The following is a 14686-nucleotide window of genomic DNA, read 5'->3' as shown; positions in this document are numbered from 1 at the left end:
AACGGCTGCCAGAACGCAGTTTAACAGCACTGATTCCATCAAGCCGGGCACGCCTGTTCTCGGTTCTATGCGCGAGATCGGATTCGACCGTCACTTTGCGGCGGAAAGGGTAGTAAATGGCTTATACGATAACGTCATCAAGGCGAGAGCGCGTGATCGTTGCGGGCCTTTTGCTTGCCATTTTCGGAACTGCGGCTTCGATGGCGGCGATGAGTTTTGTTTCTTACCGCCTGGCGAGCCAGAAAGAGCTGGCCGTCCTGTCGCAAATTGCAGAGCGCGCGGTTTTTCGCGCCAAGACTGCTTTTCGGGATGCCCGCCAGGTAATGGAAGTCATGGAATATGCGGCGCTGCCTCCCTGTTCCCCTGAACATATCGCTTTGATGCGCAATCAGACAGTGAATACTCCTGCCGTGGAGGAAATCGGCTATTTCGAAAATGGTCGTTTGAAATGCACGTCATGGGGCCGCGCGGAACGGGATATAAAGGCTTCTGAAAGCGACTTCATCACTCGCGACGGCCTGCGCGTAAGTTTGCATGTCACCCCCGACGTCAGTTTCGGCGAACAGGCAACGGCTATAGGGATGGGGGATTATAATGCGCTGATTACGCCTTCCTATTTCATCGACGTGGTTATTGACGACGATATTGCGATTGCCCTGTTGAATGAAGACGGCCAGATCATCAGCATGCGCAATAATCCTGCTGCCGACCTTGTCGTCGCGGCGGCGAGAAACCGGAAAAGCGGAACCTATGCCTCTTTTTTAGCGAGCTTTGCCGAAAGTGACGGTCTGGCGGCCGTAGTCCTCGGTCCCCGCTCCAGGATCGTTCCGTGGCTGTGGGAAGAACTCTTTATTTTCTTGCCAGCCGGGGCGCTGTTATCATTATTTTTGCTTTGTGTTGTCTTCTGGTTTTCGAAACGTCGCCTGTCGCTCCGGGCAGAACTGGATCTGGCAATCGCCAAACGCGAATTTCTCGTTCATTATCAGCCTATTATTGATCTGACGACAGGAGCATGCGTCGGCGCCGAAGCGCTGGTTCGGTGGAGGCGGCCGGACGGCTCCCTGATCGCCCCTGACCTGTTCATACCGCTTGCCGAGGAAACTGGACAGATCGTTCCTATCACCGATCTCGTTGTCGACGCGGTGATTGCGGACCTGGGGGCGGTCCTTGCAGACGATCGTACGCTGCACATCGCGATCAATGTGTGCTCGTCGGATATTCAATCAGGAAGGATCATTGATCTGATCGCCGGAAAGCTGGCCGCAACCGACATTCACAAGGAGCAAATCTGGTTGGAAGCGACCGAACGGGGCTTTCTTGACGTGACTTCTGCAAGCAATACGCTCGAAAGGGCCCGCACAGCAGGCCATTCCGTCGCCATCGATGATTTCGGCACCGGTTACTCCAGCTTGCAATATTTACAGCGACTGCCTCTGGATGCACTCAAGATTGATAAGTCATTCGTCGATACAATTGGAAAGCAGGCTGCAACGAGTGCTGTCATTTTGCATATTATCGATCTCGCCCGTTCACTTGGGCTGCTCACCGTGGCAGAAGGTGTGGAAACCGAAGAACAGGCAGCATTTCTCAAAGAGCGCGGCGTGAACTTCGCACAGGGGTGGTTGTTTTCCAAACCCTTGGCTGCTGCAGATTTCATGCTTTACCGCAAAGCGCTCAAATGCCATTAAAGCGCGTGTCGCGCCGAACCAGTGAAGATTAGAAGGCTTCGTTATAAGGGGGATGGATGTCCCCTTCTTCGCATGTGGCGGGCAAGGCTTTTTGCAAGACTGCAACTTTGGGTTGGCATCTAAATCCTTGCTGGCTCTCCATGAGATTAAACGGCCTTTTTATTAAAGCGACTTCTAATAATACTTTAAATGGCATTAACTTTACTATTATTTTTGGTTTGACAAAAAAGTAATTCGTGCTTCTTTATCCCAAGAAGATTCACTCTACGGTTTCGCTCGGAGATAAAATGAGAAAACTTCTCAAGAATATGCCCATTTGTTTTTCAGTCGCGGCTTTAATTGCGTTCAGTGCCCCGACCGCTGCTTTTGCAGAACCGGATGTGCCCCCCTTTTATGCGGCGGTGATGCAGATGAAGCCGGAGGGCAAGCTTGGCCAGATTATCAGCAAAGAGAAGATCTCCACGCCGGTCGAGGGCGCTCAGGCTTGGCGCATCGCCTACATTTCCTCTGATGTCAATGATCGCAAGACGATTTCGACCGGCCTTCTGATCGCTCCCGTCGGTGAAGCTCCGAAGGAAGGCCGGCCGGTGATTTCCTGGGCGCACGGCACGACGGGTACGGCACAGAATTGTGGTCCCTCGCAAGTGATCAACCCGGCAGTTCCGCTGAATCTGTATTTCGCCGTGGGCGGCACCACATCCTCCGTGGATTATGGCGTCCCGGCGATTGAGACCTTTATCAAGGCTGGCTACGTCGTGGTTGCAACGGATTACCAGGGCTTGGGCGGCGGCGGCAAGCACCAGTATACTGTTGCTGCGACCAACGGACGTGACGTAATTAATGCCATTCGCGCCGCTGGCGACATGAAGGAAGTCGGCGCTGGCAAGAAAGCCGTCATCTATGGTTGGTCGCAAGGCGGCGGAACGACTATTGCCGCGGCCAGTTCCGGCGAATACATCAATCAGTCAGGCACGGCTTTCGACGGTATCGAGTTGCTCGGATTTGTCGCCATGGCACCACAGGATGTGGCGGTTGCTGCTCCCCAGGGTGAGATAACTGAAGAAGCAAGCGAAGTCCTGTTGACAAGACTGGCGAAGGGCTTCTCTGTCAATGTGTTTGATTTTACGCATCTTGCACAGAACCTCTGGGCAACGCAGGCAGCGTTTCCTGACAAGCTGCAACTCACCGACGTTTTGACGGAAGAAGGTGCCAAGATCATCGATGAAGTCATGTCGAACAAATGTATCCATGTGGCTTCTGATACGTTGAACTACGCAGTTGGCGACAAGTTTAGCACGCTGCTGAAAGGCAAGCCGACCAATGCTGAGGCATGGGCGAAAGCCATGCTGGCCGCCAGCGTTCCGAATACCAAGCCGGTTGCACCTGTCATTGTTTACTGGGGCACAAAGGATACGGTTGTTCCCCCTGTCATGGGTGAGCTCTACCGGAAGCAGATGTGCAAATTGGGCGGTAATGTCACACGCATCCAGTTGCCCGGCGAGCAAGACCATTTCAGCACGCCAGCATCGGCGGAACCGCTTTATCTGCCCTGGATCGCCGATCGCTTCGCTGGCAAAACCGCAACCGACGGCTGCGCCGACGAATAAATTTGATCTGGGCCGCATCCCGGCCCACGATCTCTTATGATACCGAGGTCGAGGCTCCCGTGCAGGGAGCCTCGACCAAAGCATTTCAAGAGGCGAGCGACGATCCACGTGTTCATAACGCACTTGCCGATGAAGTTATGGCGGACGTCCAATTGAACTGACGTGTTCATCGGCCTGTGACTGGCGTCGCCATCCACACGAAGTAACATTGCTGACATTTTCAAAGACAGAAGAAAGCAAGAATACTGGAGCCGGCTGGGAGTGGCACATAGTGGCACATTAGCGGACGAGGCTGGCGGAATTGGAAAGCTGAAGCAGATGCGCAACGGAGCCGCCAAGCCCCAGTGGATATATTGGGTGAAAGGCCCCGCAGAGGGAGAATGCGAAGCGTTCGAAACCGGTTGTCTAATTGCGGATGCTGAAATTGTGCAATCAAGAATGCCAAGAAACTAGATGAGATCGAAAGCTATACGGGTCCGTGGCATTTTTTGTGCGCGACAAACAAGCTCTCGACGAGCCGGAGGCGCGTTGAACGCCGACTTCGGGAAGACCTTCCTATTGAGCGATATAGTGTAGGATTTTCCGAGGACATCATCCCGTCGTATATACGCCGCGCTACTGAGATTGGGCTACCTACGATCCGCTACTAACCCGCACGCCTGAAACCCTTGGCAAAAGATATTATTCCAGATGATTTTGAAAGGCGTGGGACTACGAGATTGTTGCTGATCAATGTGCGGAAATCGTATCTGCTAGCGATATGAGACTGAATTTGCTCTTGCTGGCCTCGACGTTCGGGACGAGGGGGCAGAGGTTTGAATCCTCGCACCCTCGCACTCCGACCATAGGAAAATCAAATGCTTAGATAATATTTTCCGATATTGATAAGCCTGCCACCCCAGATTGGCAGTCTTCATGCTGTGAGACCTACCGATGGTCTACGGACGGAAAATTCTTGCACAACAATCACGGCCAGGCTTGAGTAAGTGAAATCTAGGTACAATCACCAATCGAAACGGATGCCGAAGGTGCCAGCCGTTGCTGTTTGGTGACTGCGCCCACTATCGGAAGACCAGCGGTAGCTGGCTTGACCGTATAGGCTCACATTCTCCTTCAGACGCGCGGTGAGGCCACTGCCGATTTCGAATGCCGTGTCGCCAAAGTGGTTTTCAATTGCCGGTGAGGATGGCCCGAAAAAGACCGTGTCATTTCCTGAGAAGGAGTGCCACAAATTGAACCTTGCATAGGGCTGCCACAGTGTTCCGCGCTCATCGCGGGCTGAATATTGCAGTCTTGCTCCAAGCCGTCCGGTCCAGGCTTTACCGGCATCCCAGTTCACACTCGAATATTGATCGTGGGAGCCGTCCACGGACACGTCCTGATAGACGATCTGTGCTTGCGGTTCGATCAGCCAGCGATCATCTTCACCAAAGTGGATCGGATAGCCTGCTTCCAGCGAGGCTGTATATCCTGTCGCATTTGTCGAGAGACCGGCATTATAAGCCGATGTCGCATCCGCGTCGTACCAGCTTCCCTGAACCACTGCATCGAGATACCAGCCCGTCGGACCAAAATGCGTCCAATAGGCTCCAACCGACGGACCTTTCAACGTCAGTTCGCCCACGGTCAGGTCTTGTATTCCTTTCGCGAAGCCCCGCACAGAGCTTGAATTGTAGTTCGAATAGGCAAAATAAAGGCCAGCATGGTCACGATGGCCACTTTCGGTTGTCCGTCGCAGAATGTCGAGGCCCGTCTGAAAGCCGGTCAGATCGCCTTTCGCACTGGTCTCCACCGAACCGCCCCATCGGTTGCTGAGGTGCTCTCCGAACACCCGTCCCCAGGCGCCGTTTACATAAATCCGCGACTCCTGAACGCCTCGCAAGTTTTCTTCCTCGCCGACGCGCTCATGTAGCGTGCCCAAGGTGGCCAGACCCATTTGCCGCGCTATCGCTGGGATTGGCGCATAAAGCGCGACTTCCGGTCGATAGAGCGGGATCTCCGGTTCTTCCGTCGTAGGCCCCGTCGCTGTGTCGATAATATGGGACCGGAGGAACCATTCGTCCGACTCTGTGCTCCCGCCGCGGAACAGTTGGTACTCGTAAGCGCCCGCAGCCACACGCTGGCCGAGCGAGAAAGCGTCAGTCGTGGTGGTGCCGCCATTTGTCACCTGTACAAGCCTGATGCCGTCCGCGACGGTTTGCTCTCCGGGGCCGCCGGTATTGGTGACGAGTAGCGACGTCGTGCCGCTGGCCTGGCCGCCATTGATCACCAACAGGTTGCTCGGCGAATTGTCGGCGCCAAGATAGGTGTTGAAGCCAATCCGGCTACCTGCGCTACCGCTGTAACTTCCAACTGTCAGGGTGGTGTACCCATCCGATCGCGGCAGGAAGTGGATCAGACCGCTATTGGCAATTGCGCCGGTTGCGTTGGAATCGCCGGTGACATTCCAGATACTGCTGGCATCAATCGAGATATCTGTCGCGTTTCGCGCCAATCCCGTCCAGAGACTGTTCTGCGCCAATGACAGATTCGCAGTGTTGCCAGTATCGGCCAGCAGGTCGCCGGTCCATTGAGAGCTGGTCAGGCTGGCCTCGGCGGTATTGCCCGCGCCGGTCAGCATAAGATTGCCGGTCCACCGGCTATTGCTGAGACTGTAGGTAAGCGTCGAAGGCTCCACGACGATGTCACCGGTAAGCGACGAAATGCCGTCAATATTGAGCGTCAGATTGCTGGGCACACCTGCGCCATCTTCGGTGACCTTTGCCAGCAAGAGCTGTCCGTTGACCACAGCTGGCTTAATGGTTGTGTTGCCATTGATCGAGACGGTGCCGACGCCACCCTGAGCAAGAATGATGGCGCCATTAGCGGCGCTGAGACTGCCGCCCGTGAACGACACGGTGCTAGGTGCATTTCCGGCAAGGTAAATAGCGGATGATCCCGAACCATTTACTGCGATTGAGGAGCCGGATGCGGTGAGCGCGCCGCCATGGGTCGCTGCGAGACCATGGGCAGCACTGCCTATAGTGGCAACGGTTGCATCCGTCGCGGTAATGATACCGCCCGCCATCGCGTGCAGGCCGGTGGCGTTATTATTTTGCGTGGTGACTTTGGTGCCGGTCAAGGTGACCGTGCTGCCAAGGTCGGTCGAACGGACGCCATCGGCGCCACCGGCTGCGGCGCTATCACCACCCTTTGTTGTTATAAAACCACCCGTGATCACGGCCGTGGCGCCCTGACTGACGCGAACGCCGATACTACCATCGCCGATAGTTGTGATAGTTGCGTTCTGAGCTTGCAGTTTGCTGTCCGTCCCGATCACATCCGCGCCATGGCTCTCCAGCCCTACGTCAGCCACCGGGAATTGAAAGACTGGGGGATTGCTGCCGGTCACGGTGAAGCCTGTTGTGACTTCTGTTCCAGTCACGGTGATCGTGCCGGCATCAGTGACACGCAGACCTGCGCTGGAAGGGCCTGACGTTCGGACGATAGTGTTGGTCAGTATGACCGTGCTATCTGCACCGCTCGCCTCTGCCCCAGTCGAATTGGGTTGGTACGTGAAAATGCCATAACCGGCATAATCAATGCTGCCTCCGGCATCGGCCCATACACCCTGGCTGTTTGCACCATAAGTGGCACTGGTGGCACCACTACGAACAACAATGCTGCTGCCAACACCACGGGCAAGCATGCCAGGAGCGTTGCTATTGATTGTGCCGCCATAATAATCGCCGGAGGCGATGGCGCCACCACCCATGGTGACAGTTCCCCCATCGGTCGCGAATAGAACAGCGCCACCACTTCCGTAGCCGTTTATATAAGTACTATTGAGGATGAGATTACTATCGACGCCGGAAGCTACCGCGCCCGGTGCATTGTCGCCAAAACTGAATGTACTCAGATTATTGAGAGTGATCACCCCCCCGGCATCCGCAAATGCGGCAGAGGCGGACGTACCGTCGATTGTGAGGTCGGTGCGGGTGAGCGTGATCGTTCCGCCACCTGCTGCGTAGGCGCCGTGCGCGTTGTCCCCGACCGTCGACACGGAACTATCGGTCAGCGTTATGCTGCTATTGGCTCCAACCACGCTGATGCCATAGGCATTGGTGCCATTGGTGACGACCTTAGTATAATTCCCTGTAATCACCCCCCCATTCTCGGCGAGAAGGCCATGACCGCCCGTGCCGTTGGTGGTTATCTCAGAAACATTATCCGATGAGGTCCCGGTCAAGTTGGCGGTACCGTTACCACTTGCACGCACGCCGTGACCGCTGCCGCTAGCTGTTAGCAAAACAGATGTGCCACTATAGCTGCCAGTGCCTGAGACATCGACCACTGGCGCAGCACTGGTGCTTTCTCGCGTGGTAATATCTGGATCCGAGCAACTGCCGGAAGAAATACTAACAGATCCCGGCGCCGATGGAGCGCATTGTGCCCACGCTTGCGCGAAGGGCGACAACGCCGTCATCGCGACGGCTAAGGTCATAGGATGGAAGAAAATGGAGTTCAATAGCGCTTTTTTGCTCGCGCCAAGACTTGGAATGGCGACTGGTATTTTCACATGGTCAGCACGCAATCGACGCCCCCCAACACACGAAAACCTTAGATACGAGGTAATTCGAGAATCAGATAAATATATCTGTATAGTATACTTAAATATTTACAAGTCTGCTAATGAACGGTTTTGCTTCGAAAGCTGCACGTACCGTTTGCACCCAAGATGCACCCAAGCGGACCAAGTGAGAAAAAGAAAGCGGGGAGGCTTTTGCCGAAAACCCTTGATAGCCAGAGCTTCGAATGGTGGGCGTGACAGGGATTGAACCTGTGACCCCTACGATGTCAACGTAGTGCTCTCCCGCTGAGCTACACGCCCATTCGATGTGGCGCATACACCATATCGCGTCGCGCCCGTCAATGCCCTTTTATGAAGTTTTTTCGTCTTTTTGTTGATGACAAAACAAAGGGCCGCAAAACCAAGGATCGCCTCAGGCGGCGATCAGCATTTTTTCGATTTCGTTGACCAGATCACGCAGGTGGAACGGCTTCGAAAGCACCTTTGCGTCGCGCGGCGCGTCCGAATCGGGGTTGAGCGCGACAGCGGCGAATCCCGTAATGAACATGATCTTCAGGTCCGGATCGATTTCCGTCGCGCGGCGCGCCAGTTCGATGCCGTCCATTTCCGGCATGACAATGTCGGTCAGCAGAAGAGAAAAAGGCTCCTCCTGCAATCTTTCATAGGCACTCGCGCCATTGTCGAAGTGCGTTACGTGATAACCGGCTTTTTCCAGCGCCTTGACGAGGAAACGGCGCATATCATTGTCATCTTCAGCTAGAAGGATTCTCTTCATTGTTCCGTCCGAATTCTGTGTCGTGTTCATCGCTCTAAAGCCGACCCTTAACGACTCAATATCCACCGTAGAAAACGCTTCTTTGGTAAATATGGAATGAATGCTCGCGTAAATGTTAATTGTTATAGCGCGTATTTGGCAACAAGCTGTTCAATGTGACAGGATTGCCGCATATGCACCCATTCCGGTGTCGGAGGATTCGCTGTTCTGCCATTTGCATGCATGGCTCGTCTGGCGTAATTTATCGCGCTACTAACGTGGGCCGCTTTCGGTTAGCCTGCATGTTCCGGTCGAGAACGGGTGAAGAATGAGTTTGGAGCGCGATTTTAGTCTGATACCGCCCTTCGAGATATGCGCTCCGGCGGAACAACGCATTCCGTTTGTCTTCAATTCACCGCATAGCGGGCGCTATTATCCGCATGCCTTCGTTGAAGCCTCGCGCCTCGATGCCCTCAGCATACGCCATTCGGAAGACTGCTATGTCGACGAGCTTTTTGCCTCGGCAACGAGGCTCGGCGCACCTTTGCTGAAGGCGCATTTTCCGCGTGCTTTTCTGGATGTAAATCGAGAGGCCTACGAGCTCGATCCACGCATGTTCGCCGAGCCGTTGCCGCCTTTCGTCAACAGCCAGTCGGCGCGTGTTGCAGGCGGGCTGGGCACGGTCCCGCGTCTGGTCGGCGAAGGCCAGCTGATCTATCCGGGACGCATTCCGCTCGCCGAAGCGTTTTATCGCATTGAAGATCTCTACAAGCCTTATCACCAGGCGCTTGAAGCGCTGCTTCATTCCACGCGCCAGCGTTTTGGTTATGCCGTGCTGATCGACTGCCATTCGATGCCGGGAGGCGTGCGGCCCGGCGAAGTCGGATCGCGTCCAGACTTTATCGTCGGTGATCGTTTCGGACGGTCATGCAGCGAAAGGCTGACGCAGGCAGCCATCGATCTCCTTCAGGACCTGGGGTACACCGTCGCGCACAACAAGCCTTATGCGGGCGGGTTCATCACCGAGCATTACGGGCGTCCCGCCATGGCTTGCCATGCGCTCCAGATCGAGATCAATCGAAGCCTTTATGTGAACGAACAGACCCTGCACAAGCTTGCAGGCTTCGAAACGCTCTGCGCCGACCTGTACGGCTTTCTCAGCGATCTGACATCCCTGCCGGATGATCTGTTTATCGCGCCGCCGCTGGCCGCGGAATAGCCGTTCCGCAACTGCATTCTCACGGATAAAAAGAACCGCGCCCGAGGATTACGAGCGCGGTCAAAGACTAGGGAGGAAATGCCCCGAAAGGCATCGACAGGAAAACCTGTCTGGGATTTAAGTTACGTCTGAACGGGGCAAACGTCAAGAAAACACGCATATTTTTTGAGCTAATTTTGATATGCTCATTATCTAGGCAAAATTAGCATGGTTTGCGCAATTCTGCGCCATGACTTGAAAACAGGAGTTCGGGGTTGCTGATCGACAAGGCATTTTTTTCCGAAGTGGCCGCCGCTGCCGCCGCTGAAACGCTTCCGCGCTTTCGTCAGATGACGGAAATAGACAACAAATATAGCGTTGGTTTCGATCCCGTGACCGAAGCGGACCGGGCGGCGGAGCGTGCGATTCGCGCGGTCATCGGCAGCGCTTTTCCGGATCACGGTATCCTTGGGGAAGAATATGGGCCGGAAAATATCGACCGCAGCCATGTATGGGTCATCGATCCCATCGACGGAACCCGTGCCTTCATTTCCGGCCTGCCGGTCTGGGGCACGCTTCTGGGCCTGACAGTCGATGGCGACGCCAAGGCGGGAATGATGTCGCAACCCTTCACAGGAGAACTGTTCTACAGCGATGGTGACGGCGCTTATCTCCAGCGCGTCGATGCTGCGCCGCGCCGCCTTTCCGTGCGCAAGGATGCGGCATTGGAAGATGCAACCTTGTTCACCACGACGCCAGCCCTTTTCAAGGGAGATAGCCGCAAGAGTTTCGACCGGCTGGAAAATGCTGTCCGCCTGTCTCGCTATGGCGTGGACTGCTATGCCTTCGCGATGCTGGCCAGTGGCTTTGCCGATATCGTGGTCGAGTCTGGCTTGCAGCCATATGATATTGTCGCCCTCATCCCGCTGATCGAGCAGGCTGGCGGCGTGGTGACGCAACGCGATGGCGGCCCGGCGGAAAAGGGCGGTGATATTGTCGCCGCCGCTTCTGCCGAGCTGCACCGGGCCGCGCTTGATCTGCTGAACAGCTAGCTAAACACCGGAGATCGCAGGTTCGATGGTCTCCGGCATGGTTTCCACTTCCGATGATCCGGGAATGAAGGCATCGAAGGCAGCCCAGAGCTGCTCCCGATAAAAATCGGCTTCCTGCAGCATTTCATGGCGTGCGCCAGCAATCGTCGTCAGCGAGACATTGCGCGTTCGCGCGACAAAACGCTCGATCACCGGCGTGGAAACCACACGATCCGCGCCGGCCGCAACGATAAGAACCGGCACCGTTGGCCCATCATAGAAATCCGGCTGGTTGATGCGCCGCGATGTTTCGAGCGCGCTCCAGAGCCAGCGTGCTGTCGGCCCGCCAAGCGCCAGTTCGGGATGGAGGCGTGGAATTTCCATGTTGCGCATGAAGCGCGCCGGGTCGCTGGTCAGCGGATTGCCTGCAAAGGGACGCGAAGCCAGCCTGCGTCCGCCGGAGGCATAAATTCGCCCGAGGCCGAGCCATCGAAAGGCAGAAGCGATGCGGCGCACGGTGTCGTCGCTGAGTTTTTGCCCATCCAGCCCCATGAAGGGTGCACAGAGCACCATGCGGCTGATGCGTGACGTCAGCCTGCCCATCGAGGCAAGCGCGACCAGCGCCCCGGCGGAATGGCCAAGAATATAGAAAGGCGGCGGACAGTCGGGAAAGGCGATCTGGCCCAGAATAAGGTCAAGGTCGTCGGAATAGTCATCGAAACTGCGGACATAGCCGCGCTGGCGATCTTTCAGCAGCCGATGCGACCCGCCCTGCCCGCGCCAGTCGAACGTCACTACCGCAAAGCCGCGCGCGGTCAGATCGTTCATGGTTTCGAAGTATTTTTCGATGAATTCGTTGCGCCCCTGAAGCAGTATGACGGTTCCCCGTGTCGGCTTCGTTTCGGCTTTCAGCATGGCATAGCGCAGGGTTTTGCCGTTCTTCATCTCAAGAAGTCCGGTTCTTATCCCGTGCGGAATGGGATTCGCATCGGTTTCGAAAAGCAGTTCCGACATCCGATTGCGGGCCTTTCTGTTTCAGATTGTCATGCGTGCTTTCAGCATAATGCGGCAATTGATGATAAAAAGTAACCGGAAGTTCGATTGCGAACTTCCGGTTCAAAGAACAGCCGGGCAAGGGACGTTACGCCAGCCGTTCTATTCACATGAAGAGAGATCAGTAGCCGCCCGGACGACGTTCGCCGACGATGCGACCCGAATAGGCGTCCACCATGACGATGACGCGACGGCCGTTCGGCCTTGTGGCGCGCACGAAATAGGTATCGCGGTTGAGGCGCATGTCGCCGACATCATAGCCGCGGCGTTCCAGCGAGCGCGCGATACGGCGCGGCCCCATGATTTCACGACGGCCGTAATCGTCGCCCCAATTCGGGCGGCGGTCCGGGCCACCATCCCAACCGGGACGCGGACCCGGATAAGGGCGCGGCGGACGATAGCCGTCATCGTCGTAATACTGAACCTGAACGCGCAGGCCGCTATCGGCTGCGAGGGTGGGCGTCGCAAGACCGGTCGCGACGGAAGCAAGTGCGGCAAAAGCAAGAACAGCTTTTTTCATAACCGTAATCCTTTGGTGAACCCGCTTTGCAGCAGGCATGGCGGGACAGTAGCCCCAAGCAGCTGAACGCTCACCGAAGATGATGTTCATTTTGGGTTCATTGTGCGGCGAATCCCCACAATGTAGCCCCCTATCGATCAGGAGTTATTACGCGGCGTGACAGCTCGTGTTTCATAAACTTCGCGCGCTATCGGCCTTGAAATGAAAAAGAACCGTTCCCAAATGAGTTTTGCGGTCGCCTGGAAGGGGCCGCCGGCATCAAGGAATTCGCCATAAGGGAATTTCGCCGCCGTGTATGGTCTCGAGTGCGCCCCGGCGCTTCTCGGAAGATCATGCTGAAACAAGCATCATGTCGCTCTAAAGGAGGGCTAACACATGCGTCACGTAGATTTTTCCCCGCTTTATCGTTCCACGGTCGGCTTCGATCGTCTCTTCACCATGCTTGATACGCTCGCTTCGCCGGAAGGTAACCAGTCCTATCCGCCGTATAATATCGAGCGCACGGGTGAAAACACCTATCGCATCACCATGGCGGTTGCGGGCTTTTCCGAAAGCGAACTCGAAATCGAGGCCCATCGCAATCAGTTGACCGTCAAGGGCCAGAAGGCTGATGAAACCGCATCCGATGTGGGTGAAGTGCTTTATCGCGGTATCGCCTCGCGTGCTTTCGAGCGTCGCTTCCAGCTTGCCGACTTCGTGGAAGTCGCCGGTGCGAGCCTCAAGAATGGTCTCCTGCACATTGATCTCAAGCGCGAGATTCCAGAACAGATGAAACCGCGCAAGATCGAAGTCACCAAGGCTGGCTCTGACAGCACCCAGCAGATCGAGGCAAAGACCGCGCACTAAATCCGGTTGATCGTGAATGAAAAGGCGGCGCTCCGAGCGCCGCCTTTTTTCGTCGTTATTCGTGTTAAAGCGTCAGGCAATCAATTCGGCGAAACGGTCCACGTCTTCTTCCGTATTGGCGAAGCTCGTCACGAAACGGGCGAAAATTTCGCCGTCGCTGATGCGGTTCACTTCCGAATGCGGCGGGTTCCAGTCGTAGAAGATCGCTCCGGCATTGCGCAAACGATCATAGACCGACTGTTTCATGATGGCGAAGACCTCATTGGCTTCCGGCTTCCAGGCAAGGCGCATCTGGCTCGAAGCATTGATATGCCCGGCAAGGCGCGTCGCGAGCGCATTTGAATGACGGGCCAGTTCCAGCCAGAGATTATCCTGAAGGTAGGCGTCAAACTGTGCCGCCACAAAGCGCGTCTTTGAAAAGAGCTGTGCCGCGCGCTTGCGGATGAATGGAAGGTCTTTGGCGCGGGCGGGGTCCATGAAGACCAGCGCCTCGGCACACCAGCAGCCATTTTTCGTCCCGCCGAAAGAAACGATATCCACGCCCTGCTTCCAGGTCATTTCAGCCGGCGTCATGTCCAGAGAAACGAGCGCATTGGCGAAACGTGCGCCGTCCATGTGCAGGGGCAGCCCGGCATCGCGGCAGATTTGCGAGATGGCGGCGATATGTTCCGGCTGGTAGAGGGTGCCGACTTCAGTCGCCTGCGTGATGCTGACAGCCATGGGCTGTCCGGCATGAACGAAGGCCGGGTTGAAGCGCTTCAACTCGCGTTTCAGAAGCTCGGGATCGATGCGGCCATGCGCGCCATCTATCGGATGCAACCGCGCGCCGCCGGTGAAATATTCCGGCGCGCCGCATTCATCCTCGATCACATGCGCCTCACGGTGCACCAGCGAAACACCGCCCGGACGGTTGACGCTGGCGAGCGCCAGCGAATTGGCCGCCGTGCCGGTGCCGACAAAGAAGACGGCCACTTCACGCTCGAACAATTCGTTGAACCGCTGTTCCACGCGTTTGTCGATTTCACTTGCGCCATAAGCTGCCGCAAAACCCGCGGCATGCAACGAAAGGCTCTCGGCGATTTTCGGGTGGGCACCTGCCCAATTGTCTGACGCAAAATGCACGTGTTCCTCCAGATGGGTTGAATGGCCTGTCGCACGGTGGATGTTTCTATAACCTGTCTGACAGAAGCGGTTAAGGCCCGGCTCCCGCGAAAAATGTCGCCAACCTGCCTATTTTTTAGGCAATCAAGGAACAAACACAAGCGCGCCAAACTGACGCAATGGCCGCTAAACGCAATTAAAATCCAGCACAATAACGAGTTTTGATATTTTATTACGGAAGTTGCCGAGAAAAATTGCGTTTCCATCTTGTGAGGCAATTTGAATTCTGTCATACGTAATTAGGACAGCAATGCTGTC

10 protein-coding genes and 1 tRNA gene are annotated in these 14686 nt (G+C 55.8%); 5 read left to right on the top strand and 6 right to left on the bottom strand.

Features of this window, described 5'->3' with window-relative positions:
• The first annotated feature begins 116 nt into the window (after positions 1–116).
• Both AC0TOF_RS08120 and AC0TOF_RS08115 read left to right on the top strand, forming a co-directional pair.
• Positions 117–1688 carry an EAL domain-containing protein gene (locus AC0TOF_RS08120; RefSeq protein ID WP_473767832.1) on the top strand — a complete coding sequence of 524 codons (1572 nt, stop codon included), beginning with the start codon at positions 117–119 and terminating at the stop codon, positions 1686–1688.
• A 287-nt stretch (positions 1689–1975) separates the two neighbouring features.
• The gene (locus AC0TOF_RS08115; RefSeq protein WP_473767831.1) at positions 1976–3295 is read left to right on the top strand and encodes an alpha/beta fold hydrolase; all 1320 of its coding nucleotides are present in this window, start codon (positions 1976–1978) and stop codon (positions 3293–3295) included.
• Between the two features lie 1003 nt (positions 3296–4298).
• On the opposite strand, the gene AC0TOF_RS08110 is transcribed toward AC0TOF_RS08115, so the two are convergent.
• The 3 genes from AC0TOF_RS08110 to cpdR all read right to left on the bottom strand — a co-directional run bounded on the left by AC0TOF_RS08110 (position 4299) and on the right by cpdR (position 8640).
• Positions 4299–7523: an autotransporter family protein gene (locus tag AC0TOF_RS08110; protein ID WP_473767830.1), complete on the bottom strand. Its 3225-nt coding sequence runs from the start codon at positions 7521–7523 to the stop codon at positions 4299–4301.
• 567 nt (positions 7524–8090) lie between these two features.
• A tRNA-Val gene (locus AC0TOF_RS08105) sits at positions 8091–8165 on the bottom strand.
• Between the two features lie 112 nt (positions 8166–8277).
• A complete protein-coding gene (gene cpdR / locus AC0TOF_RS08100; protein ID WP_002966536.1) occupies positions 8278–8640 on the bottom strand; it encodes a cell cycle two-component system response regulator CpdR in 363 nt (120 codons plus the stop codon).
• 307 nt (positions 8641–8947) lie between these two features.
• Between cpdR and AC0TOF_RS08095 the strand changes: the two genes are divergently transcribed.
• Positions 8948–9838, top strand: coding sequence for an N-formylglutamate amidohydrolase (locus tag AC0TOF_RS08095; RefSeq protein ID WP_473767829.1), 891 nt, complete (start codon positions 8948–8950; stop codon positions 9836–9838).
• 254 nt (positions 9839–10092) lie between these two features.
• The gene (gene hisN, locus AC0TOF_RS08090; protein ID WP_473767828.1) at positions 10093–10869 is read left to right on the top strand and encodes a histidinol-phosphatase; all 777 of its coding nucleotides are present in this window, start codon (positions 10093–10095) and stop codon (positions 10867–10869) included.
• Here the strand turns inward: hisN and AC0TOF_RS08085 are convergent, their stop codons facing one another.
• On the bottom strand, positions 10870–11862 hold the full coding sequence (locus tag AC0TOF_RS08085; RefSeq protein WP_473767827.1) for an alpha/beta fold hydrolase: 993 nt from the start codon (positions 11860–11862) through the stop codon (positions 10870–10872).
• 160 nt (positions 11863–12022) lie between these two features.
• Positions 12023–12421: an antifreeze protein gene (locus AC0TOF_RS08080; protein ID WP_473767826.1), complete on the bottom strand. Its 399-nt coding sequence runs from the start codon at positions 12419–12421 to the stop codon at positions 12023–12025.
• A gap of 375 nt (positions 12422–12796) precedes the next feature.
• Between AC0TOF_RS08080 and AC0TOF_RS08075 the strand changes: the two genes are divergently transcribed.
• Positions 12797–13267, top strand: a complete 471-nt coding sequence (locus tag AC0TOF_RS08075) for an Hsp20 family protein (protein ID WP_473767825.1) — start codon at positions 12797–12799, stop codon at positions 13265–13267.
• A gap of 72 nt (positions 13268–13339) precedes the next feature.
• Here AC0TOF_RS08075 and AC0TOF_RS08070 read toward each other — a convergent pair whose 3' ends face one another.
• Complete coding sequence (locus AC0TOF_RS08070; protein WP_473767824.1) at positions 13340–14389, bottom strand: threonine aldolase family protein; 1050 nt, start codon at positions 14387–14389, stop codon at positions 13340–13342.
• Positions 14390–14686: the final 297 nt, after the last annotated feature.

Source organism: Ochrobactrum sp. PL_is501 (assembly GCF_055816895.1).
The sequence above is the reverse complement of the archived record's forward strand: the minus strand, read 5'-3'. Positions and strand labels throughout refer to the sequence as shown.